Consider the following 21,711-nt stretch of genomic DNA (forward strand, 5'->3'; position numbering starts at 1 on the left):
AATAGTCGAAATCCGCCGGGTACGGGACGAATTTCTGGATGCCCAGATTCGCCATGAAAAACACCGTTTTGGTTTTTGGGACAGCCGGCGGGAAGTGCTGCAGCAGGTGGAGGATATCTTCCTGGAACCGACCGAAAGCGGGCTAAATACCGTGCTGGAGGAGTTCTGGGCCGCCTGGCAGGAATTGAGCAAGCATCCCGAAAGTGTCCCAACTCGCGTAAACCTGCGGGAGAAGGCCAAGTTTTTAACGGACCGGATAAAGCTGGCCTACGGGCAGTTGGAAACCCTGGCTCAGGAGATGCGGCAGGAAATTGAAACCAAAGTGCAGCAGGTTAACTCTTTGGTACAGGAGATACACACGCTGAATGAAAGCATAATGAGGGTGAAAAGTTCGGGGCAACAGCCGAACGATTTTTTGGACAAGCGGGACCTGTTGTTGGACCGGCTGGCCGAGCTGGTGGATTACCAGGTAAAAAAGCGGTCTGACGGCCGGGTGGAAATCTATCTGCAGGGGAAACCTCTTCTTCAGGCGAGAACAGTGCAGGCACTGGAAACGGTGGTCGGACCGCAGGAAGTAAAAGTCGTGTGGAAAGGAGATCAAGCGGAGGTCGGCCTGACCGGCGGGCGGCTAACGAGTTTACTGCAGAGTTTCAACGAAGTGCTGCCTGCCTACCGGGCAAAATTAAATGACCTGGCCCGGAAGTTAACGGAAGAGGTTAACAGCCTGCACCGAACCGGCTACGGTCTGGACGGGCAGGCTGGCCGCGACTTCTTTGTTCCCCTCGACGGGGACCCGGAACCGGCCAGTCATATAGCTGTGAGCAACGACATTCTGGCCGATCCGGCCTTTATCGGCGCCGCCTCTCAGCCAGGGGCACCGGGAGACGGTTCGATAGCTCTGGAGATAGCTCGGCTGAGCAGGGAGCGTGTTTTTCCTGAAGGAGGGAATCCCACCTTTACCTTCGGTGACTATTACCAGAATATAGTAGCAGAACTGGGGGTCCAGACTGACGAGGGCAACAGGATGGTGGAGGTGCAGGAACACGTTTTGGAACAGTTGGAAACCCGGCGGGAAGCTGTTGCGGGGGTTTCCCTCGATGAGGAACTAGCCAACATGGTCCAGTTCCAGCAGGCTTACGCTGCCGCCGCCCGGGTAATCAGCGTTATCGATGAAATGCTGGATATATTGATAAACCGAACGGGTAGATAGGGGTTGTAAATTATGAGGGTAACCAACAAGATGCTTAACCGCACGGTGCAGAACAATATGGCTCGCAACCTGGAGAGGTTAAACGAGCAACATAACCGGCTTTCTTCGGGGAAAAGAGTCAGCCGCCCTTCCGATGACCCGGTCGCTGCGGCCAGAATTATGGCCCTGAAAACGGCTTTGGGGGAAAACCGGCAGTACGCCAAAAACGTGGATGATGCTTTATCCTGGCTGCAGACTACGGAAACGGCTTTGAGTAATGCCACCGCCGTGTTACAGAGGATTAGAGAACTGGTGGTCTATGCCGGGAACCCCAGCCATACTTCGAAGGAGCTGGAAACTATCGGCAGGGAAATTGAGCAGTTGGTCACCCACCTGGTGGAAATAGCCAATACCGAATATGCAGGAATATATGTTTTCGGCGGACACCGGACCCAGGGCCCTCCTTACGTATTCCAGGGCGGCCAGGTACTCTATCAGGGAGATGATGGTGAGCGATTACAGGAGGTGGCGCCCGGCATTGACTTTGCCGTGAACATTACCGGGACCCAGGTCTTCGGCGGGCAGCAGCTCTTTGACCGGCTGATTTCTTTGCAAGAGACTTTAAAACAGGGGCAGCAACTCCCGCCGGATGCATTGCAGGAAATAGATGAAAGCCTTGACAGGATTCTTGAACAGCGCTCAGTTATAGGGGCGCGGGTCAACCGGCTGGAGGCGGCCAAAGAGCGTTACCTGGCGGAAGAAGTCAACCTGCGGGGTCTTTTGTCCAAGCTGGAAGATATCGATTTTGCGCGGGCAGTCATGGAGTACAAAATGCAGCAGAGCGTTTACGAGGCCGCCCTGGCCACCGCGGCGCGGATGATGCAACAGAGTTTAGTCGATTTTCTCCGCTGATAGGGGAAGGGAGTGAGATCGGTGAAACTGGAGACCGTTCGCTTTGGTACCCTGGAGGTCAGAGAAGAAGATATGCGTTTTTTCCCGGAAGGGCTGTTGGGCTTTGAAGAGCTTAAAGAGTATGCCTTACTGCCGGTACCGAATAACCCGGCCTTCCACTGGCTGCAGGCAGCAGAGGAGCCGTCGGTGGCCTTTCTGGTAGCAGACCCCTTTGTGTTTGTACCGGACTATGAGGTTGACCTGCCGGAAGAAGTGGTCGGGCAACTGGAAATCCGAGACCCAAAAGAAGTGTGCGTATATGCCATAGTATCGGTGCGGGAAGGGGAACCACTCCGGGTTACCGCCAACCTGTTAGCCCCCTTGGTAATTAATACCAGGAACCGGCAAGGGAAACAGGTTATCCTGTCCGACTCCCCGTACGGGATCCAGGAACCGCTTTTTAACCGGACCGCGGAGCAGCGCTGCGGCCAAGCAGGGTGACGGTCATGCTGGTTTTAGCCCGCAAGACTAACCAGAGCATTATTATTGGGAACAACATCCGGGTGACAGTGCTGGGAGTGGAAGGTGAAGTAGTCAAACTGGGTATTGAAGCGCCCAGGGAAATTTCCATTGTCCGGCAGGAGCTGGTGGAAAGCGTCCGGCAGGAAAACGTGAGGGCGGCAGCGCTGGACAAAAAAATGGTAGAGGAGCTTTTAGGCCAGGGGCTCACCACTCAGCGTCTACCAGAAAAGAAGAAAGCAGATGACTGAATTTTTTATACCGGGGACTAAAGTTTTTACTGCAGGCAGCCGATAATGAAATAATGAAAGGGTTTGGGTTTTAAATCCCAACCTATCGCGGCCGCGAAGTAGGGATTTAAAACAATAAAGGCAAGGATGCCGAAACTTTTATCAGGGAGGATGATACGATGAGAATCAACCAGAACATGTCCGCCCTTACTGCCTACCGGCATCTCTCAAGCGTGGACACTGCCCTGAGCAAGTCCCTCGAGAGACTGTCCTCGGGCTTGCGCATCAACCGGGCGGCCGACGACGCTGCCGGTCTGGCCATTTCCGAGAAAATGAACAGCCAGGTCCGGGGTCTGAGCCAGGCTATCCGGAATGCCCAAGACGGGATTTCTCTCATCCAGACGGCAGAAGGTGGCTTAATTGAGATTCACAGCATTCTGCAGCGCATGCGAGAACTTGCCGTCCAGGCTTCTAATGAAACTTTGACTGACGATGACAGGGCCCAAATTCAGAAAGAAGTGGACCAGCTTATCGCTGAATTAGACCGCATTGCCAGTTCCACCGAATTTAACACTAAGAAACTGCTCAACGGGACGGCAGGGATTAACACCAGTGCTCAGAACGGTACAGCGGACGGTACTAATGCCATTTCGGTCGGAGGAGGAGCGAGCACTACAGGCGTAGTTAATAGCAATGATTTAGCAGCAGGCGTTAGGGTAACTGGCGGCAGTGAAACTCAGGCCGGGGTGTACAAAGTTGTGGTAACCCAGACAGCTACTGCGGCAAAGCTCGATGCAGTTACTGCTAATTCTACTATTTCGTCCGCCGGAACTTTAGTAATAAACGGTTACACGGTAGAGATTGAAGCGGGAGATAGTCTATCAACGGTGGCCACTAAAATCAATAATATTTCCGGCCAGACCGGAGTAACGGCTACCTATGATGCCAACGTGTCCCTTGCTACCAATTACATCGCTACCGAAATAACAGCATTTAAAGGCCTCGACCCGAACGCAACATATCGGCTTAATTACAACAACACTACAGACACTTTAGCTTTGGAGAAATCAACTGACGGTGGTACTACGTGGAACCTTGTAGGAAGCAGTCTTAATCCGGACGCCAGTTCACTATGGGGGACCTCCGTTACGCTTGGATCCGCCGACGAACAGGTAACGGTTACTCTTGTTGGCGCTGACCCGGCGGCCGACGTTACTGACGGTATTACAATAACAGGGGGATTCAACCTCGCCACCACTGCTGTGGGTAGTAGCGCAACCATCAACGTGTCGGGGGAGAATTCCCTCCTGCGAGACCTGGGATTGGTGGCTGCCACCGATACCACAACTACCGTACTCAGTGATGCCGGAACCGATGCCCAAGGAACTATTAACGGCCAGGTAGCCGCCGGAGTAGGTAACACTCTGACGCTTAGCCTCTCCGGAGATGCTGCCGATGGGTTGAGGGTGGACATTCTATCGTTGAATTTGGATGCCGACGGTGACGGGACCTTGGGTACCTTGACCTTTGATGCCGTGGTGGATACCTCCGGTCGTATCACGGTGCAGATTGGAGCTAATAATTCTGCCGAACAGCGAATTGACCTAGACCTTAACGATATGCGGGCCAGCGCACTAGGTGTGGAAGTAGTTAACGTCACTGATGCCGATCAGGCTAAGGCGGCCATCGATACGATTGATGCGGCTATCAGGGACGTATCCTCGGAGCGTTCCAAGCTGGGCGCCTTCCAGAACCGGCTGGAGCATACCATAACCAACCTGAGCGTTGCTGCCGAGAACATCACCGCCGCCCGTTCCCGCATCCGGGACGTGGACATGGCCAAGGAAATGATGGAATTTGTCCGGAACCAGATTATCACCCAGGCGGCCACGGCCATGCTGGCCCAGGCCAACCAGAAGCCGCAGTACATCCTCCAGCTGCTGAGGTAAGGGATTTTCCAGCCGGCCGGCCTCCTGCCGGCCGGCTTAAAATTCATGCCGGGACTGGCAGTCAGCGGTTAGCAGTCAACCGGGGAACATGACTGGTAATCATTGACTACCGACCGGCGAGGGGGTGAAGAAAGTGAAAATCCAGGGGGTAGACGCTTCCGTATTGAATCAAATCCAGGAGCGCACCCAGAAGGCGAAGGTGCAGGAGGCGGAGAAGACCAGGATCGATACAGAAAATGAAAGAAGGCGGCGGCAGGAATTTTCTTACCACCAGTCCCTGGAAAGCTCCGTAAGGCAGCTCAACCAGATGGTAGAAACCTTCAATATTCAACTCCGGTTCAAGATTGACCGGGAGAGCGGAGAAATAGTGGTGCTGGTTATTGATAAGGCGAAGGATAAAATTATTCGCCGGATCCCGCCGGACAAGATCATCAACCTGGCGGCCCAGATGCAGCACATGGTGGGGCTCCTGGTTGATGAACTGATTTAGGGGGAGACAGAATGAGCACTTTAACCATCAGCGGCCTGGCTTCGGGCCTGGATACGGAAAATATCATCAAGCAGTTGATGGAAATTGAACGGATACCGGTCCAGCGTTTGGAGACCCGCAAGCTGGAATTGGAAGCGGAAAGGGATGCTTGGCGGGACCTGAACACGCGCCTTAATAGCTTGAGCAGCAAGTTGACCGACCTAAAACTGGAATCTACCTTCACCAGCAAAACGGCGACTTCCAGCAATGAAGCGGTTTTTACCGCTACGGCTACTACGGGGGCAACTACGGGAAAGTACGAGATTGTTGTGCAACAGTTGGCCCAGGCCCATATGGTGACTTCGACCGCCAGTATAGATTTCAGCAGCCCGGTGTCCGGGGAATTCCAGATCAACGGGGTAACGGTGACCGTTAGTGGCGCAACTTCCCTGGCGGATATCCGAGATGCCATCAACCAGACGGAAGGTGTAGGGGCGGAGGCCAGTATCATTGACAACCGCCTGGTCCTTTCCGCCGCTTCGACGGGAGCCGGCAGTACCCTGTCTTTTGCCTATGTTTCGGGAAGCGATATTCTAAAAGACCTGGGTATTTATGACAGTGCCACGTCTACGGCCCTTTATGAGGAGTTGAGAGCGCCGCAGGACGCTCTTTTGACCATAAACGGTCTTTCTGTTCAGCGTTCTACCAACGAAATAAGCGACGCTATCGAAGGCGTAACCCTTTACCTGAAAAATGACAGTGGTATACAAGAAACCCTAACTGTGACAAACGATACGCAGAAGGCTATAGACAGTATCAAGGCCTTTGTAGAGCAGTACAATTCAGTGATGGACTTCATAAGCACCAAGCTGGAAGAAGGAGAGCTGCAGGGCGACCCGACTCTAATGCGGGTGCAGGATGCTTTAAAGAGAATGGCTTCGGACAGATATGATCTCAATAACACTTACCGGAGTTTTGGCGACATAGGAATTACTACTACTGATGAAAGTCAGGAGCTCTCCTTTGATCCGGCGGGCAAGCTTCATATAGATGAAACCAAGCTACAGGAAGCTTTAGACAAAGATCCGCTGGCAGTTTATAATTTTTTCAAAGACGGGATTGTACCCGAACTGGAAACCTATATTGATAGCTTGATAACTACAGGGACCGGTGTTTTGTCGGCGAAAGAACAGGGGTTGGAACAGACTCTGCGGGATATAGATGAGCAGATTGCACGGCTGGAGGAAAGGCTGAAACTGCGGGAAGCCAACCTCAAGCGCCAGTTCTTGGAGATGGAGAAGGCCATTGCCACCCTGCAGAACCAGGGCAATTGGCTGGCCGGGCAGATTGCCGGGCTCCCTGGGTTTGGTGCCCCTGATAATAAGTCCTAATAAAGGTGGTTGGTTTTAATGCAGCTTAAAGCTTATCAGGCCTATCAAAAGAACCAAATAGAGACTTTGTCCCAGGAAAAACTGGTATTGATGCTTTACGAGGGCATTATCCGGTTTGCCGGGCGGGCTCAGGAGGCTGTGAGGAGCAAGCGGTATGACAGGGCGAGCTATTATTTGGGCAGGGCGCAGGATATTCTTCTGGAGTTAATGGTAAATCTTAACCGGGAGGCCGGTGAAGTAGCCGAAAATCTTTTTTCCCTGTATGAATATATGCACTGGAGACTGGTCCAGGCCAACATAAAAAAAGACGAAAGTATGATCGCGGAGGTCGTAGAAATAGCTACGGAACTGACCGGTGCCTGGAAAGAGGCCATCAAGACTTACCAGACCCATAATTACACAACCAACGGAGTGAATGTGAGTGGCTGAAGCTGACCGGGCGGAACATCTGGCGGCAAAATTTTTAGAAATTAATAGGCAACAATTAGCAAACTATCAGGCATTGCTGAAGTCGTTGCAGGAACAGGAACAGGGGATTCGCCGGGGCGATTACCGGCGGGTGTCGGCCATAGGCGAGTCTCTGCAGGAACTTTTTGTCCGGATGGAGGAGGTTAAGGCAGAAATCGAAAACTGCCGGAGTGCCCTCTGTTCTTATTTTCAGCTAAGCGAATTTGACTGGGAAAAGCTCAGAAATTATCTTCCGGCAGAGACCTGGCAAGAAATAAACAGGCTGTTAAACGAACAGCGGGAGATGCTTTTAAAAGCCCAGGCCGAAAACCGGCGCAATGAAGACCTCGCCCGGGCAGAGTTGGCCAGAGCGAGAGAAACCCTGGGACAGGTACAGAAGGCGAGAGAAACGGTGAAGGCTTACCGGCATTCATGGGTACCGGCTCCCCGCTTTCTGGATGACAGGACTTAGAACGGCACTAAGCCGTTTTTTTTATTGGCTCTTTAGTTGCCGAAATTCGACAGCGAAGGCAGAAATTTTACCCTGAATGCAGGAAATACCAGTATTTTTGTTGAATTAACTTTAAGATTAGGGTAACGTGTCGGAGAGAGATAGCTTGTGTTTGCCGGCACAAGTTTCCGGGAGGGATGAGTTTGAAGATAATGTTTAACCAGAGGGCATTTCAAGTGCTGGAGAAGGCTCTGGAGGCCGCTTCTTTGCGGCAGCAGGCTATTTCTCATAACCTGGCTAATGTCAATACCCCTGGTTTCAAGAAGGCTTATGTGACTTTCGAAGAAGATCTCAAGAGGGCTCTGGGCATGCAGAAAAAGATTGAACTGGAGCAAACTCATCCCCGACACCTGCCGATGCCAGTTTCTCTGAGGCAGGTAGAACCTCAGGTACAGCGGGACCATTCAACTTCCTTGCGAAACGACGGTAACAACGTAGACATAGACGAAGAGATGGCCAAGCTGGCTATGAACACTATAAATTATAACGCGGCAGTCCAGTTGCTTAACGCCCGTCTGGGCATGTTGCGCTATGCGATAAATGAAGGGAGGAAATAAAAGGTGAGGATTTTTCAGTCCATGGCCATCAGTGCTTCCGGACTTACGGCGGAACGCCTGCGCATGGATATTATCTCCAGTAATATAGCCAATATCAATACCACCCGTACCGAGGAGGGCGGTCCCTACCGCCGGAAGTTACCGGTTTTTGCCGAGAAACTGGATAAAAGCATCCAGTCGGGGAACAACCGGTTTCGCGGCCGGGGTGTAAAAGTGGTGGAAATAGCAGAAGATCAGTCTCCGCCGCGTTTGGTTTACGATCCCGGACACCCGGATGCCAATGAAGAAGGGTACGTGGCCATGCCCAATATTAACATTATCACGGAAATGGTAGACATGATTACGGCTACCCGTGCCTATGAAGCCAATGTTACAGCGTTGAATGCTGCCAAATCGATGGCTTTAAAAGCTCTGGAAATTGGCCGGGGATAGGAGGTAATCGACATTGAAGGTATCCTTTGCGAACACTTTACCCCTGGAAATTACCGGTAAAGCGGTGCAGCGTGAAGTTTCCGGTTCTTCTCCGTCGTTCGCCGGAGTTCTGCAGAAGGCTTTGGGAGAGGTTAATGAACTCCAGTTACAGGCCGACCGGCTGGCGGAGAAATTCGTTGTAGGCGAAGTAGAGGACTTGCACCAGGTTATGCTGGCTACGGAGCGGGCCTATTTGGCCCTGCAGTTGACGGTTCAGGTGCGTAACAAAATAATAGAAGCTTATCAAGAAATCTCCCGCATGCAGATTTAGTCTCTTAAAGCTGGCCAGGTCATGTAACCGGGGAGTGTGAATATGAACTACGCTGAAGTCAGAGAAAAATTAACGCAAAAATGGGCAAGTCTCTCTAAAGCACAGAAGACCGCTTTGATCGTCTCAGTATCGGCCGTGATAGTAGCAGCGCTGCTGTTTCTGCAGTGGGCCTTACGGGTAGAGTACACTCCTTTGTTTACCGAACTGGAACTGGCCGACGCCAGCGCCATTGTGGAAAAGCTTAAAGAACTTAATGTCAGTTACCGGCTGGCGGATGAAGGTCGTACCGTTTTGGTGCCTAAGGACCAGGTCTATGAGCTGCGCATGCAGCTGGCGAGCAGCGGGGTGTTGACCACCGGAGGCGTGGGGTTTGAAATTTTTGACCAGACCCGGTTAGGCAGCACGGAATGGGAGAGGAGGATTAATTACCAGCGAGCCCTGCAGGAAGAACTGCGCCGGACTATAGTCCAACTGAAGGAAGTAGAACAGGCGAGGGTGCACTTGGTTCTGCCGGAACCCAGCGTTTTTATAGAAGAAGAACGGCCTGCTTCGGCATCTATTGCGTTGAAACTCAAGCCTCTGGCCAGGCTCAAGCCGGAACAGGTTAAAGGCATTATATATCTGGTATCCAGCAGTGTGGAAAACCTGCCCCCAGAGAACGTGAATATTATCGATATGAACGGCAATATTTTAAGCGACCCTTCGCTGCTGGACAAGGATACCAGCGTGACTCAGCAGTATTTGAACCGCCAGGAGCTGAAGAGACAGTTTGAAAGGGACCTGGAGCGAAGGGTGCAGCAGATGTTGGAGCGTATCCTGGGCCAGGGGAAAGTAGTAACCATGATTACTTCCAACCTGGATTTCGACCAGCGGAAGATCACCAAAATCAGTTATGACGATGAAGGGGTAGTTCGTTCGGAACAGGTAATCAAGGAGACCAGTAAAGACGCGCAGGGAGCCAAAGGTGAACCGGGAACTGCTTCCAACATAGGCACTTACCCGGGGATGAGTTCTCCGGAAGGAGAAAGCACGCATACCAAAGAGGAGACAATCCGGAACTATGAAGTGGGGCAGACGGAAGAAACGGTACTTTATGCTCCCGGGGAGATCAGGAGTTTATCGGCGGCGGTGGCGGTAGACGGTCCTCTCTCGGAGGAGAGGGTGAATCAGATAAAAGAAATGGTAGCTGCCGCCATCGGTTTTAATCCGGAAAGAGGAGATCAGATTACCGTAATGAGCATGGCCTTTAACGACAGCTTTTTAGAGAAAACGGCGGCAGAGATGGAGAGCGCTCAGGAGGCTTTGCAGCGTCAGCAACGTTTCCAGTTAGCGGTAATCCTGGGAGCAACGGCCCTGGCGCTACTGTTCCTGCTAGTGTTCCTTTTACGGCGGCGGAAGTCAGCCGCCCTCAGGGGGCAAGAGCTTGACGCCAGTATTGAAGAAATGTTGCCCATTCAGGATATTCATATGGAACCGGCAACTACTGAGAGGGAGGAACCGGACTATAGAAAGCGAGTTGGGGAGCTAATTCGAGCAAAGCCGGAGGAAGCAGCACAGCTTCTCCAGGCTTGGATGTCTGAAGAGTAGGAGTGGGGGAATTGTCCGGCAAAAAAGCGTTGACGGGATTACAGAAAGCAGCTATTTTGTTGGTTTCCATCGGTCCTGAACTGTCTTCGTTGTTACTGAAACAACTGTCCGAAAGCCAGATAGAGCGGATCAGCTATGAGATTGCCAATTTGGGCGCGGTGAGCGCCGAACAGAGAGAGGAGGTTTTAAAAGAATTCTTACAGCTCAGCGAAGCCCAACAATATCTGCTCCACGGGGGAATAAAGTATGCACGAGAACTACTGGAAAGAACTTTGGGTCCCCAGAAAGCCAACGAAATTATCAAAAAGCTTATAGCCAGCTCGAAAGCAAGACCTTTTTCTCTGGTGCGAAAAACTGATCCCAAGCAGCTGGTCAATTTCATTCGCAACGAGCACCCGCAGACTATTGCTCTGATTCTTTCTTACCTGGACCCAGAACAGGCGGCGGTCGTCTTGAGTTCTCTTCCCGATAATATGCAGAGCAACATAGCCAAGAGGATTGCTCTGATGGAGCGGACATCCCCGGAGGTTATCCGGGAAATTGAAGCCATCCTGGAAAAGAAACTTTCATCCCTGGTCGAACAGGACTTTACCGAGGCAGGGGGCATAAATACTCTCGTGGAGATACTTAACCGGGTAGATCGCGGCAGCGAAAGAGTTATACTGGAGGCCTTAGAAGCGGAAAATCCGGAACTGGCAGAAGAAATCCGAAAACGGATGTTTGTCTTTGAAGATATTCTCACTCTGGACGATACTTCTATCCGGCGGGTGCTGCGGGAAATTGACATGAAGGATCTGGCCCTGGCGCTGAAAGGGGCCAGTGATGAGGTGGCGCAGCGAATCTTCCGGAACCTTTCCAAACGGGCCAGCGAGATGCTGCGGGAAGACATCGAGTTTTTGGGGCCGGTGCGGCTTAGAGACGTAGAAGAAGCTCAGCAGCGAATTGTTCAGGTGATCCGGCGTCTAGACGAGGCTGGTGAAATTATTATTTCCCGGGGTGGAGAAGATGCCATCATTGTATAGGGTTATAAAGTCGTTTGAGTTGTCAGAAGGCTCGCCTCAAGAAATTAGTGTGCGTTTCCCAATTAATCAGGATGTGGCTGGCGAGAGGGAGCGAGAACTTGACGAGTACTACCGGGAACAGCGTCAGATTCTTAAGGCTAAAGCTGAAGAAGAGGCCCGGAAAATACTAGATCAAGCAAAACGAGAGGCTGAAGAACTACGTAAAAAGGCAGAGGAAGAAATACGCCGGCTGAGAGAAAAAGCAGTCCGGGAAGGAAGGGAGGAAGGTTACCAGGTTGCCCTCCGGGAGGCCCAGGAGGAAGCGGAGAAGTTGCGGGAGGAAGCGCGATCTGTGCTGAGGCAGGCGGAGGAGGCCCGGAAGCAAACCATTCGGGACATGGAAGCGGAAATAATAAAGCTGGCCCTTGCGATAGCTGAAAGAGTAATCCACCAGCAAGTTCGAGTGGCGGAAGATACCGTCCTGGCCGTGGCCAGGGAAGCGATCAGTAAAGTGGTGGACAGTGAAACTTTAATAATATATGCCAACCCGGAAGATGCCGCCCTCTTGCAGGAGAACCTGGCGGAATTAACCGATAAGCAGAGGATATATGTTATCGGCGATGAAGGGATAAGCAGAGGCGGGTGCCGGATAGAAAGTGATAATGGTGATGTGATCGCTACGGTTGAGGCCCAAATGGAGGAAATAAAAAAGGTACTGCTGGGTAGGGAGTCGAGTTGAAGGCAACTTTAGACTTAAGCCGTTACCACCGCCTGCTGGAGGCCTTTGACCCCATTAAGAGGCTGGGAAAAGTTACCGAAGTGATCGGCCTTACGGTAGTAGTAAGGGGTATCAGAAGCTCTATAGGGGAAGTCTGTGAGATACATACTCCCGGCAGGGTGGAACCGGTAGAGGCAGAGGTAGTAGGCTTTCGGGAAAATCAGGCTTTAGTGATGCCTTTGGGAGAGTTGGGAGGAATAGCTCCCGGCTGCCGGGTAATTCCTACCGAGCGCGCCTTGACCGTCCGGGTTAGCGAACGGCTGCTCGGCCGGGTGGTGGACGGACTGGGCAGACCTTTAGACGGAGAAGCCCTGCCGCCGGAAGGGGAGGAATACGCCTTAGACGGTCCCCCGCCCAATCCACTGGAACGAAAGAGGATCAGAGAGGTCCTGGAAACCGGGGTGAAGGCGGTAGATGGTCTCCTGACCTGCGGGAAAGGACAGCGTATCGGCATTTTTGCCGGCAGTGGAGTGGGCAAAAGCACCCTGCTGGGTATGATAGCCCGGCATAGCGCCGCCGATGTCAACGTTATTGCCTTAATCGGGGAACGGGGCCGGGAGGTGTTGGAATTTATTGAGAAAGACCTCGGGCCCGAAGGATTGAAAAAATCAGTGGTTGTAGTGGCTACCTCCGACCAACCGGCGCTGCTGCGCATCAAAGGGGCGTTTTTGGCCACGGCAGTAGCTGAATACTTCCGGGATGCCGGAAAAGACGTGATGTTGATGATGGATTCCATTACCCGTTTTTGCCTGGCCCAGCGGGAAGTAGGGCTTGCCGTCGGAGAGCCTCCGACGACGAGGGGCTACCCTCCTTCCGTGTTTGCCCTGCTGCCGAAGCTTCTGGAGAGAGCGGGAAATGCGGGTTGGGGTTCTATTACGGGACTGTACACGGTTCTGGTAGATGCCGATGATTTAAACGAACCGGTATCAGACGCGGTCAGGGGCATTCTGGACGGACACATAGTGCTGTCCCGGCAACTGGCGGCGAAGAACCACTTTCCGGCGATAGACGTTCTGAACAGCGTCAGCCGGTTGATGCCTGAAATTACCACGGAAGAACATGGTTTTTTGGCCGGAAGGCTGAAAAAACTCCTGGCCGCTTACCGGCAGTCGGAAGACCTTATTAACATAGGAGCCTACCAAAAAGGTTCCAATCCTGAAGTGGATGAAGCGTTGAAATATTACGATCAAATTCAGGAATTCTTGCAACAATCGGTTGAGGAATCCTTTACCTTTCAAGAAACCCTGGCGGCGCTGGAAGAAATATTTAAATAGCAGGAGCGATCATAATGAAAAAGTTCAGGTTCCGGCTGGAAGGGGTGCGTAATTACCGGCAGGCTTTAGAGGAAAACCTTAAGTTGCAGCTGGCGGCCGCCTACCGGGAAAGAGAGCAAGAAGAGATACGGCTGGAAGCTTACCGGAAGGAGAGGGAAAAATTTTTTAGACAGATACCCCTTTCCGGCAACCTTGACCTGGGGACACTGCAGCATCATTTTATTTATCTGGAAACTTTGGAGCAACAAATTGAGGAGCAAATGCAAGAAGTTGAGCGGGCGGAACGGCGGGTACAGGATGCCGGTCGCCGGGTAAGGGATGCAGTGCAGCAGCGAAAAATATTGGACCGCCTGCGCGAAAGGCAAAAGGAGGAATACGATTATGAGTTAGCCCGGCAGGAACAAGGAGATTTGGATGAAGCCGGTCTAACTTCTTACTGGAAAAAAGCACGGAAAGGAGGTGAGTAGGTGAAGACAGCTTTGCAGGTTGTGGCCGGAGAAGTTGAAGCCCTGAGGGGGAAAGGAGACTTCAAGAGTAAAAGGTATAACGGGGAGGAAGCAGAAGCAGTCTTTTGTCTGCTATTGCAGAAGGCAATGGAAGCAGTCGATACTTCCCCGCACGCTCTTCCGCGGCTGGCAGGGGAGGCTGTCGAAAATAGTGAAGCCCCGCTTTTTGGGCCAGACCAGTTTGCGCTTCCAGAACTTCAAGGGATGACTATGGTTTTTGAAGATACCTCAAAGGAATATCAATTACTGTTTTCAGAAACGGTCGTGAAAGAGAAATTTGTTTTGCCAGAAAAACTAGCGGTGCTGTTTGGAGGAGGTTCAGGCAAAGAGATACGAAATCAGGTATTGAACGCAGTAGCTGAATTGCTTCAGGAAACCCGTCAATGGCAACGGTTGGAAGACGGAGGAGGTGCCCTGAAACCGGCGGCTTTCACGGGTTCAAAGGAAGATGCCGGGTTGGATGTCGTCAGACGTTTACCACCGGTATCTTTGAGCAGAGATTTGCTTGGAGGGGAAGAGGAAGCTACCGCCCGATCAGAAGCGCAACAGGTTCTATCACCTGTTAAACTGAGATTGAACGGCGGAAATGTAGGAACAGAGGTGCAGAGCAATAACATCATGCAACAAAGGCCGGAATTTTTGGAGTTGGAGCGGAACGGCGGAGAGAAGAGGGATCAGAGCAACAATAACGCAAACCTATTCAGTAGTGACGCAGCGTTTTCTTCCGGTAGCCGGTTAGTCCAAACGGCAAAGGAAGCTCAGCAGCACCAACATATCAGGCATCTCCAGTTTAACCGCCTACTGGAAGATATCGTCCAGCACAGCAAAGTTCTTCTGAGCCGGGAAAAGGGAGAAGTTGAGCTGCAGCTTAAGCCGGAATATCTGGGTAGGCTCCAGGTTCAGGTAGTGAGCCAGGAGGGGAAGCTGCACGTTAAGTTTAAAGTCGAAAACGAGCAGGTCAGAGGTCTTATTGAAGCTCGCCTGCCGCAGGTTAAACAGGCCCTCCAGGATCACGGTGTTAAAGAGCAGGTCAATGTCAGCGTGGGAGGATGGAGCCAACAGGGAGGAGAAACTGGGGGATTTTCTTACAACTTCCGTCGACAGAATGTACCCCGATGGTCTTCTCCAGGGGAACAAGGAGAAGGCTCAGGAACCCGGGAAAACAGCTCTTCTCCGGGGGTTTATACGGTAAATTACTTGGCTTAGGGGGTGAAGAAGGGTGAGTCAGGTTGGAGCGGTAGGGCAGAAAAGCAATTATTTGCCGCCTGCTTCCGGGAAACAAGCATTGGGAAAGGAAGAATTCCTGCAACTGCTGGTCACCCGGCTGCGCTACCAGGATCCCTTGAATCCTACGGAAGACAAGGAGTTTGTCGCCCAGCTGGCCCAGTTTAGTTCGCTGGAGGAGCTGCAGAACCTGCGGCAGGAAATAAGTGAATATAATAAAAAGCTGGAAAAATGGTGGCAATCGCAGGAGGAAATCCGGGCCGAGAACCGGTTATTGCCCTACCTCAATTTATTGGGAGTTAAGGTAGCCGTCCGACTTGCCGACGGGGAGATAACAGAGGGGACAGTGGAAGGAATTAAGCTTTTGGCAGGCAGGCCGGTGCTTAAGGTGGCCGGACAGCAAGTCGATATGGAGCAGGTAATAGAAGTTATCGGTGATACTGAGAAGTAGGAGGCGCCAGCATGGTCGGTAAGATTGACTTGACCCGTCCCGGGCAGCCGTTACCCAAACCACAAGTCGCACGACATGTTACCCGGAAAGCGGAAGAAGCATCTTTCGCTACCCTGCTGGAAAAACAGGTAGCAAGCGGCGGGGTGAAATTTTCCCGTCATGCTCAGGAACGGCTGGCCAGCCGGAATATCCGCCTGCGCCCGGAGGACTTGGCCAGGATTAATAGTGCGGTGGAGAAGGCGGCTCAAAAAGGGGCAAGGGATTCCCTGGTGCTTATGGACGATTTGGCTTTGGTAGTCAGCGTTAAAAACCGGACTGTAGTCACCGCGGTGGACGGGAGCCATTTGAAGGAAAACGTTTTTACCAATATTGACAGCGCGGTGATAATTTAGAGGGCTGGACCTCCTTGGAGGAAGCCCTGGGTCGCCGACCGACTGACGCGACCCATGTCCGGTTGCTGCTTTCAGCAACAAAGAAAGGGAGGTCGATTTATTATGCTGAGATCCCTTTATTCAGGTGTATCGGCACTTAAGAATCACCAGATACGGATGGATGTTGTTGCCAACAACATTGCCAATGTTAATACCGTGGGCTTTAAAAAGAGCAGGGTTACTTTTCAGGACCAGCTAAGCCAGACCATTCGGCAGGCTTACGTTCCCCAAACCGGAAGGGGGGGAACCAACCCCATGCAGGTGGGGTTGGGAGTTACTATAGGAAGTATTGATACCATCAACAGCCAAGGAAATATCCAGAGTACCGGAAAAGGCACGGACCTGGCTATTGAAGGCGATGGTTACTTTATCCTCAGGGGAACGGAAGAAGACGACTATTTCTACACCCGCGCCGGCAATTTCGATGTAGACAGTGGTGGTGCGCTGATCAGTATGGTAAACGGTATGCGGGTCATGGGTTATTTGTACGACCCGGCTACGGGGGAAATAGACCGGGGAAGACTGACGGAGATTGTGCTGCCCCGTTCCGTGTACCTGGAACCGGAAGCCACGGATAAAATTACTTTTATGAACAATCTGAATGCTGAAGCGCAGGTGGGGGATACCTACCGGATTTCCCGGGAAGTCTACGATTCTGAAGGTCGTAAGCACAATATCCATTTTGAATTTACCAAGAGGGGTGTTAATGAGTGGATCTACGAAGTCAGCCTGCCTGTCGATCATCCGCTCATTCAAAATTACCTGGATACAAATTACCCGAATTTTAACAATCTGTCTCCTGAAGAACAGGAATTAGCCGTTTTGGAGGCACAGAATTATGTTTTTTCCGTTCAGCCTAGGGAGGTTTTGCTCGACGATGAAGTAATTGCCACGGCGGTCCAGAGCTTCAGCGGCCTGGACCCGGATGCTCAGTACCGGTTGCATTATGATAGCGCCGCCGGGGAAATCGTTTTGCAGGAGTCGACGGACGGGGGTAATAACTGGAACGACGTTGGATCACCCCAATTGGCCAGTTGGGGGACAAGCGTAACCTTCAGCGACGGTACCAAGTCGGTGACGGTAGAGCTGGTAGCGGCGGCGGATGCTCCGGCAGGAGATTATGACACGACTTTTACTCTTTTGACGGACCGAAAGGGTATGCTGGAGTTCGACGAATTTGGGAAGCTGATAGGTGACAGCAGCTACATTTACCGGCTGGAGTTCCAGCCGGAAGGAGCGGAAAAGTTGGGAATAGATCTTGACTTCACCGGAGTTACCCAGTTTGCCGGTGGCTTCTCTATCGTGGCTGATCAGGAGCCGGGCGCCGTATCCGGAACTTTAGACAATTTCACCATTGACGCCAGCGGGATTATAACCGGCCGTTTTTCCAACGGTTATACCCGGATACTGGGGCAGGTAGCCCTGGCCGGTTTTAACAATCCGGCGGGACTGACACGAGTGGGGGACAATATGTTTAAGCCGACCAGTTCTTCGGGAGAACCCCGGATTGGTGTTCCCAATACTTTGGGGCGTGGGAAAATCAAGCCGGGAGCTCTGGAAATGTCCAATGTCAACTTAGCGGAAGAATTTACGGACATGATAGTGACCCAGCGGGGATTTCAGGCCAACGCCCGGGTTATCACTACTTCCGATGAGATGCTTCAGGAATTGATTGGACTGAAACGGTAAACAACCGTGCAGTAGCCGTATTGTTGATAAATCGAGGTGGAAAGATATGAAATTCGACCTGATGACCGTAATCGGCATTGTGGTAGGGATAGCACTAATTACTCTGGCAATCTACATGGGCGGGAACATGGCCCTATTTTGGAACTTACCATCTATTCTTATTACTGTATGCGGCTCTTTCACCGCTCTTCTTATAAACTATGATTTCAACCAGATTAAGAAAGTCTTTCGAATAGTCAAACAGGTGTTTACCACTCCCGGTCAGGACCCGCGGGAGCTGATCGAAATATTTGCCGAATTGGCCCGTAAAGCCCGCCGGGAAGGGTTGCTGGCCCTGGAAGATGATATAAACCGAATTGATGATCCTTTTTTTGCCAAGGGAATTCAGCTGATGGTTGACGCGCTAGAGGCAGAGATGATCCGAGACATATTGGAGACTGACATTGCATACACCGTTCAGCGTCACCGGTTGGGCCAGGAAGTTTTTCGCACCTGGGCTAATCTGGCACCGGGCTTTGGGCTGATCGGTACTTTGATAGGGCTGATCCAAATGCTGGCCAAGCTTGATGATCCCAGCGCTTTGGGGCCCAGCATGGCTGTGGCCCTCCTGACTACTTTTTACGGTGCCCTGATGGCCAACCTGTTGCTGACGCCTATCGCCGGGAAACTGGCCCTGCGAAGTGAAGAAGAAGTGCTGAACAAGCGATTGATCCTGGAAGGGATTATTGCCATTCAGTCGGGGGTAAACCCCCGCATTTTAGAAGAAAAGTTGAATGCCTTTATACCGGTTCAGGGTCGCCGTGAGGAAACTGCGCAGGAGGAAAGTGTGATCTTCAATGCCTAAAAAGGACCGGGAGGATATCCGGGAGCAGGGTGCTCCTGCCTGGATGGTAACTTATTCTGATTTGATGACCCTGTTGCTGGTGTTTTTCGTGTTAATCTATTCATTTTCCGTTCTGGACGTACAAAAATTTAAGGCTTTTATTGCTTCCTTCCCGGGGGTAGGAGTGCTGGATAAAGGAACGGCGCCATTGGACTGGGAACAAAAGTTTGCGGAAGGTAACACGCCGGGAGTGGAGGAAAACCTTCCCCGCCCGGAATCCCGCCTGGACCCGTTGGTAGGGGTATATGCACTTATCCAACAGTACCTACAGGAAAAAGGGCTGGAGGAGGACGTGTTGGCTACCTATGAGGACAGAGGTATAGCTCTAGATATCAAAGAACGTATCCTGTTTGACTCGGGCAAAGCAGACTTGAAGCCAGAGGCTAAAGAATTTCTCGACGGTCTGGCTGGTTTGCTTTCCAAGCTACCCAATCAAATTTCGGTAGAGGGACATACGGACAACCGGCCCATCAATACGGTAGAATTTCCCTCTAACTGGGAATTATCGGCAGCTAGGGCCTCTCGCGTTGTTCGTTACTTTACGGAAAAACATAACTTAGACCCCCGTAAGTTTGTGGTGGTTGGCTTTGGTGAATACCACCCGGTAGCGCCGAATGATACTCCCGAAAATCAGGCGCAGAACCGCAGGGTAGTGATAGTAATTAACGCTAAAAACATTTATGAGACTGGGGTGTACTTAAATGAGTCAAGAGCAGAAGAAAGGCAGTAAAAAGAGATGGTTATGGATTGGATTACTGGTAGTATTAATTTTGCTCTTGACGGCGGGGCAAACCTATTTTATCACCACGCGGTTTTTGAGCCATCAAACGGAGACGGTTCGTACGCCTAACGGCCAGGAGTTTCGCAAGTTTACACTGGAACCCTTTACCGTTAACCTGGCGGACCTGAATTTCCGACGGTACATACGGCTGACAATTGTTCTGGAATATCAGGATAAGAGATTGAGCAAGGAACTGGAGGAAAAACGACACCGGATTCGCGACACTATAATAAATTTCCTGTGGACCAAAAAGGTTTCCGATTTTGCTTCAGCGGGAAAAGTTGATTCTATCCGGGAGCAGTTACTGGAAAAGATCAACCAGTCCCTGATTACCGGAAAGCTTACCGGACTCTACTTTGAAGACCTTATTATTCAATAACGGAGGAATAAAGATGAACCTGGGAACTTTGACTGAAGAAGAAATAGCCCGCTTGGTAGCCAAAGTAAAGGAAGAGAGTTCTTCCCTACCCACCATAAGAAAGGCAAAATTTGGTACTCTGCGGAAGAAAGAGGTTTCTCCTGCTTCTCCTCAGAGTTTAAATATACTGGGGGATGTTAAACTGGAACTGACGGTTGAGCTGGGGCGAACTCGTATGACGGTGAGGGAAGTTCTTCAATTGAAAGAGGGTTCGGTAATAGAGCTGAATAAAACGGCGGGGGAACATGTGGATGTTTTCTTAAATGATTTACCTTTTGCCAAGGCCGAGGTAGTTGTCATCAACGAGGTGTTCGGCATCAGAATTAATTCTTTACTGGACGAGGAAACGGAGACGGGGAAAAATGGGTTCTGACTTTTTTGGTGCTCTTGTGCGCCTGGTGATTTCTTTACCGTTAGTATTACTGATGATGTATCTGGTCCTTCGCTACGGGTTGGGTCGGCCGCGTCTGTCGGCCCAGGGCAAAAGTTTGGAGCTAGTGGACCAAATTATGCTTTCTCCCAAGGTAGTTGTTTCAGTTGTAAGAGTGGCCGACAAGTTTTTGATCATTGCCACCGGTGAAGGCAACGTAACCGTGCTGGGGGAACTGGAAGACTACCCGGTAACAGGGCCTCCTGGCGGCAGTAAAATTGGAGGCGATCTCTCATGGTTGCCCCCATGGGCAGAACGGTGGTGGCATAAACTGTCGGCTAACCGGAGGAAAAAGAAGGATGACCGGTAGCATGATAAGTAGACGCATGTGGCTGGGGTTGCTCGTCGGAGTGATGGTATTGGCTTATGCGAGGCAGGTAGGGGCGGCTCCCATACCGGTTCCGGAGATAGATCTCTCCATCCGGCAGAGCAATAACCCGCAAGAGGTCGCCGATAGTCTAAAGCTGTTAGTTATACTGACGGTCCTGGCCTTATCTCCTGCCATCCTAGTCATGATGACTTCTTTTACCCGTATTGTGGTGGTCCTGGCGTTTGTACGCAATGCCCTGGCCACTCAGCAGACGCCGCCCAACCAGGTGCTTATCGGGCTGGCTCTCTTTCTTACCTTTTTTACCATGATGCCGGTCTACAGCCAGATCAAGGCGGTAGCCATTGACCCTTACCTGGCTGGGGAAATAACTCAGGAAGAAGCCTTAGCTGCCGGGAGTCAACCATTGAAAGAATTTATGTTTAAACAGACCAGAGAAAAGGACCTGGCTCTTTTTATAAAAATGTCGGGTGGACCGAAACCCCAGACCCGTGATGAAGTTTCGCTGACCGTTTTGATACCGGCCTTTATTATAAGTGAGCTTAAAACGGCTTTCCAAATGGGGTTCCTGATTTACATTCCTTTTCTGATTATTGATATGGTTGTGGCCAGCACGTTGATGTCCATGGGTATGTTTATGGTACCTCCAGTGATGATTTCATTGCCTTTTAAACTGCTGCTGTTTGTCATGGTAGATGGCTGGCACTTGGTGGTCAAGTCGTTGCTGGAAAGTTTCTAGAGTCCTCGAGGAGGGAAAGAAGTGTCCCAGGAATTCGTTATTCACCTAGCCCGGGAATCTCTGACCCTGGCTCTGCTTCTGGCGGCTCCCGCTCTAGGTTTTGGTTTGGTGGTGGGAGTGGTTATCAGTATCTTACAGGCTACTACTCAAATACAAGAGCAAACACTGACTTTTGTCCCTAAAATCGTGGCTGTATTGTTGTCGTTAATAATTTTCGGCTCTTGGATGCTCAATAGCTTGGTCCGGTTCACGGAAAATCTTTTCATCAACTTGCCTACCATGGTCCGTTAGGAGCT

General features: G+C 51.4%; 28 protein-coding genes. All 28 read left to right on the forward strand.

What is annotated here, in order from left to right:
- On the forward strand, positions 1-1,210 hold a 1,210-nt coding region (gene flgK / locus KKC1_RS09130; protein WP_192868162.1), incomplete at its 5' end, for a flagellar hook-associated protein FlgK.
- A gap of 12 nt (positions 1,211-1,222) precedes the next feature.
- Positions 1,223-2,101 carry a flagellar hook-associated protein FlgL gene (gene flgL / locus KKC1_RS09135; protein WP_088554155.1) on the forward strand — a complete coding sequence of 293 codons (879 nt, stop codon included), beginning with the start codon at positions 1,223-1,225 and terminating at the stop codon, positions 2,099-2,101.
- Positions 2,102-2,122: 21 nt separating this feature from the next.
- Entirely contained in the window at positions 2,123-2,581 is a 459-nt protein-coding gene (gene fliW, locus KKC1_RS09140; RefSeq protein ID WP_088554156.1) for a flagellar assembly protein FliW, read from the forward strand.
- 5 nt (positions 2,582-2,586) lie between these two features.
- Positions 2,587-2,850, forward strand: coding sequence for a carbon storage regulator CsrA (gene csrA, locus KKC1_RS09145; RefSeq protein WP_088554157.1), 264 nt, complete (start codon positions 2,587-2,589; stop codon positions 2,848-2,850).
- A 158-nt stretch (positions 2,851-3,008) separates the two neighbouring features.
- The gene (locus KKC1_RS17195; protein ID WP_088554158.1) at positions 3,009-4,778 is read left to right on the forward strand and encodes a flagellin N-terminal helical domain-containing protein; all 1,770 of its coding nucleotides are present in this window, start codon (positions 3,009-3,011) and stop codon (positions 4,776-4,778) included.
- A 133-nt stretch (positions 4,779-4,911) separates the two neighbouring features.
- Positions 4,912-5,268: a flagellar protein FlaG gene (locus KKC1_RS09155; protein ID WP_088554159.1), complete on the forward strand. Its 357-nt coding sequence runs from the start codon at positions 4,912-4,914 to the stop codon at positions 5,266-5,268.
- 11 nt (positions 5,269-5,279) lie between these two features.
- Positions 5,280-6,638 carry a flagellar filament capping protein FliD gene (fliD, locus tag KKC1_RS09160; RefSeq protein WP_088554160.1) on the forward strand — a complete coding sequence of 453 codons (1,359 nt, stop codon included), beginning with the start codon at positions 5,280-5,282 and terminating at the stop codon, positions 6,636-6,638.
- An 18-nt stretch (positions 6,639-6,656) separates the two neighbouring features.
- The gene (fliS, locus tag KKC1_RS09165; RefSeq protein ID WP_088554161.1) at positions 6,657-7,067 is read left to right on the forward strand and encodes a flagellar export chaperone FliS; all 411 of its coding nucleotides are present in this window, start codon (positions 6,657-6,659) and stop codon (positions 7,065-7,067) included.
- Positions 7,060-7,557, forward strand: coding sequence for a flagellar export chaperone FlgN (gene flgN, locus KKC1_RS09170; RefSeq protein WP_088554162.1), 498 nt, complete (start codon positions 7,060-7,062; stop codon positions 7,555-7,557). Before fliS ends, flgN begins: the two co-directional genes overlap by 8 nt.
- Before the next feature lie 191 nt (positions 7,558-7,748).
- Positions 7,749-8,153: a flagellar basal body rod protein FlgB gene (gene flgB, locus KKC1_RS09175; RefSeq protein ID WP_088554283.1), complete on the forward strand. Its 405-nt coding sequence runs from the start codon at positions 7,749-7,751 to the stop codon at positions 8,151-8,153.
- A gap of 3 nt (positions 8,154-8,156) precedes the next feature.
- Positions 8,157-8,585, forward strand: a complete 429-nt coding sequence (gene flgC / locus KKC1_RS09180; RefSeq protein WP_088554163.1) for a flagellar basal body rod protein FlgC — start codon at positions 8,157-8,159, stop codon at positions 8,583-8,585.
- Positions 8,586-8,634: 49 nt separating this feature from the next.
- Positions 8,635-8,895 carry a flagellar hook-basal body complex protein FliE gene (gene fliE / locus KKC1_RS09185; protein ID WP_487249571.1) on the forward strand — a complete coding sequence of 87 codons (261 nt, stop codon included), beginning with the start codon at positions 8,635-8,637 and terminating at the stop codon, positions 8,893-8,895.
- Between the two features lie 42 nt (positions 8,896-8,937).
- Positions 8,938-10,482, forward strand: a complete 1,545-nt coding sequence (fliF, locus tag KKC1_RS09190) for a flagellar basal-body MS-ring/collar protein FliF (RefSeq protein ID WP_088554165.1) — start codon at positions 8,938-8,940, stop codon at positions 10,480-10,482.
- A 2-nt stretch (positions 10,483-10,484) separates the two neighbouring features.
- The gene (fliG, locus tag KKC1_RS09195) at positions 10,485-11,504 is read left to right on the forward strand and encodes a flagellar motor switch protein FliG (protein ID WP_305790393.1); all 1,020 of its coding nucleotides are present in this window, start codon (positions 10,485-10,487) and stop codon (positions 11,502-11,504) included.
- Entirely contained in the window at positions 11,488-12,222 is a 735-nt protein-coding gene (locus tag KKC1_RS09200) for a FliH/SctL family protein (RefSeq protein ID WP_088554167.1), read from the forward strand. The genes fliG and KKC1_RS09200 overlap by 17 nt, the downstream gene beginning before the upstream one ends.
- Positions 12,219-13,535 (forward strand): flagellar protein export ATPase FliI, encoded by a 1,317-nt coding sequence (fliI, locus tag KKC1_RS09205; RefSeq protein WP_088554168.1) that lies wholly within the window; start codon positions 12,219-12,221, stop codon positions 13,533-13,535. The genes KKC1_RS09200 and fliI overlap by 4 nt, the downstream gene beginning before the upstream one ends.
- Before the next feature lie 14 nt (positions 13,536-13,549).
- Positions 13,550-14,002: a flagellar export protein FliJ gene (gene fliJ, locus KKC1_RS09210; protein ID WP_088554169.1), complete on the forward strand. Its 453-nt coding sequence runs from the start codon at positions 13,550-13,552 to the stop codon at positions 14,000-14,002.
- A complete protein-coding gene (locus KKC1_RS09215) occupies positions 14,003-15,247 on the forward strand; it encodes a flagellar hook-length control protein FliK (RefSeq protein WP_088554170.1) in 1,245 nt (414 codons plus the stop codon).
- A gap of 13 nt (positions 15,248-15,260) precedes the next feature.
- On the forward strand, positions 15,261-15,716 hold the full coding sequence (locus KKC1_RS09220) for a flagellar hook capping FlgD N-terminal domain-containing protein (protein ID WP_088554171.1): 456 nt from the start codon (positions 15,261-15,263) through the stop codon (positions 15,714-15,716).
- An 11-nt stretch (positions 15,717-15,727) separates the two neighbouring features.
- Entirely contained in the window at positions 15,728-16,108 is a 381-nt protein-coding gene (locus tag KKC1_RS09225) for a TIGR02530 family flagellar biosynthesis protein (protein WP_088554172.1), read from the forward strand.
- Positions 16,109-16,210: 102 nt separating this feature from the next.
- Complete coding sequence (locus KKC1_RS09230; protein ID WP_192868164.1) at positions 16,211-17,836, forward strand: flagellar hook protein FlgE; 1,626 nt, start codon at positions 16,211-16,213, stop codon at positions 17,834-17,836.
- 46 nt (positions 17,837-17,882) lie between these two features.
- A complete protein-coding gene (locus tag KKC1_RS09235; RefSeq protein ID WP_088554174.1) occupies positions 17,883-18,680 on the forward strand; it encodes a motility protein A in 798 nt (265 codons plus the stop codon).
- Positions 18,673-19,449: an OmpA family protein gene (locus KKC1_RS09240; RefSeq protein WP_088554175.1), complete on the forward strand. Its 777-nt coding sequence runs from the start codon at positions 18,673-18,675 to the stop codon at positions 19,447-19,449. The genes KKC1_RS09235 and KKC1_RS09240 overlap by 8 nt, the downstream gene beginning before the upstream one ends.
- Positions 19,421-19,879, forward strand: a complete 459-nt coding sequence (locus tag KKC1_RS09245; protein ID WP_088554176.1) for a flagellar basal body-associated FliL family protein — start codon at positions 19,421-19,423, stop codon at positions 19,877-19,879. The genes KKC1_RS09240 and KKC1_RS09245 overlap by 29 nt, the downstream gene beginning before the upstream one ends.
- Positions 19,880-19,892: 13 nt before the next feature.
- Positions 19,893-20,291 (forward strand): flagellar motor switch protein FliN, encoded by a 399-nt coding sequence (gene fliN / locus KKC1_RS09250; protein ID WP_192868165.1) that lies wholly within the window; start codon positions 19,893-19,895, stop codon positions 20,289-20,291.
- Positions 20,281-20,658, forward strand: a complete 378-nt coding sequence (locus KKC1_RS09255) for a flagellar biosynthetic protein FliO (RefSeq protein ID WP_088554177.1) — start codon at positions 20,281-20,283, stop codon at positions 20,656-20,658. Before fliN ends, KKC1_RS09255 begins: the two co-directional genes overlap by 11 nt.
- Entirely contained in the window at positions 20,648-21,415 is a 768-nt protein-coding gene (gene fliP, locus KKC1_RS09260) for a flagellar type III secretion system pore protein FliP (protein ID WP_088554178.1), read from the forward strand. Before KKC1_RS09255 ends, fliP begins: the two co-directional genes overlap by 11 nt.
- Positions 21,416-21,436: 21 nt before the next feature.
- Positions 21,437-21,706 (forward strand): flagellar biosynthesis protein FliQ, encoded by a 270-nt coding sequence (gene fliQ / locus KKC1_RS09265; RefSeq protein WP_088554179.1) that lies wholly within the window; start codon positions 21,437-21,439, stop codon positions 21,704-21,706.
- Positions 21,707-21,711 lie beyond the last annotated feature (5 nt).

It is taken from the genome of Calderihabitans maritimus (genome assembly GCF_002207765.1).
GTDB lineage: Bacteria > Bacillota > KKC1 > Calderihabitantales > Calderihabitantaceae > Calderihabitans > Calderihabitans maritimus.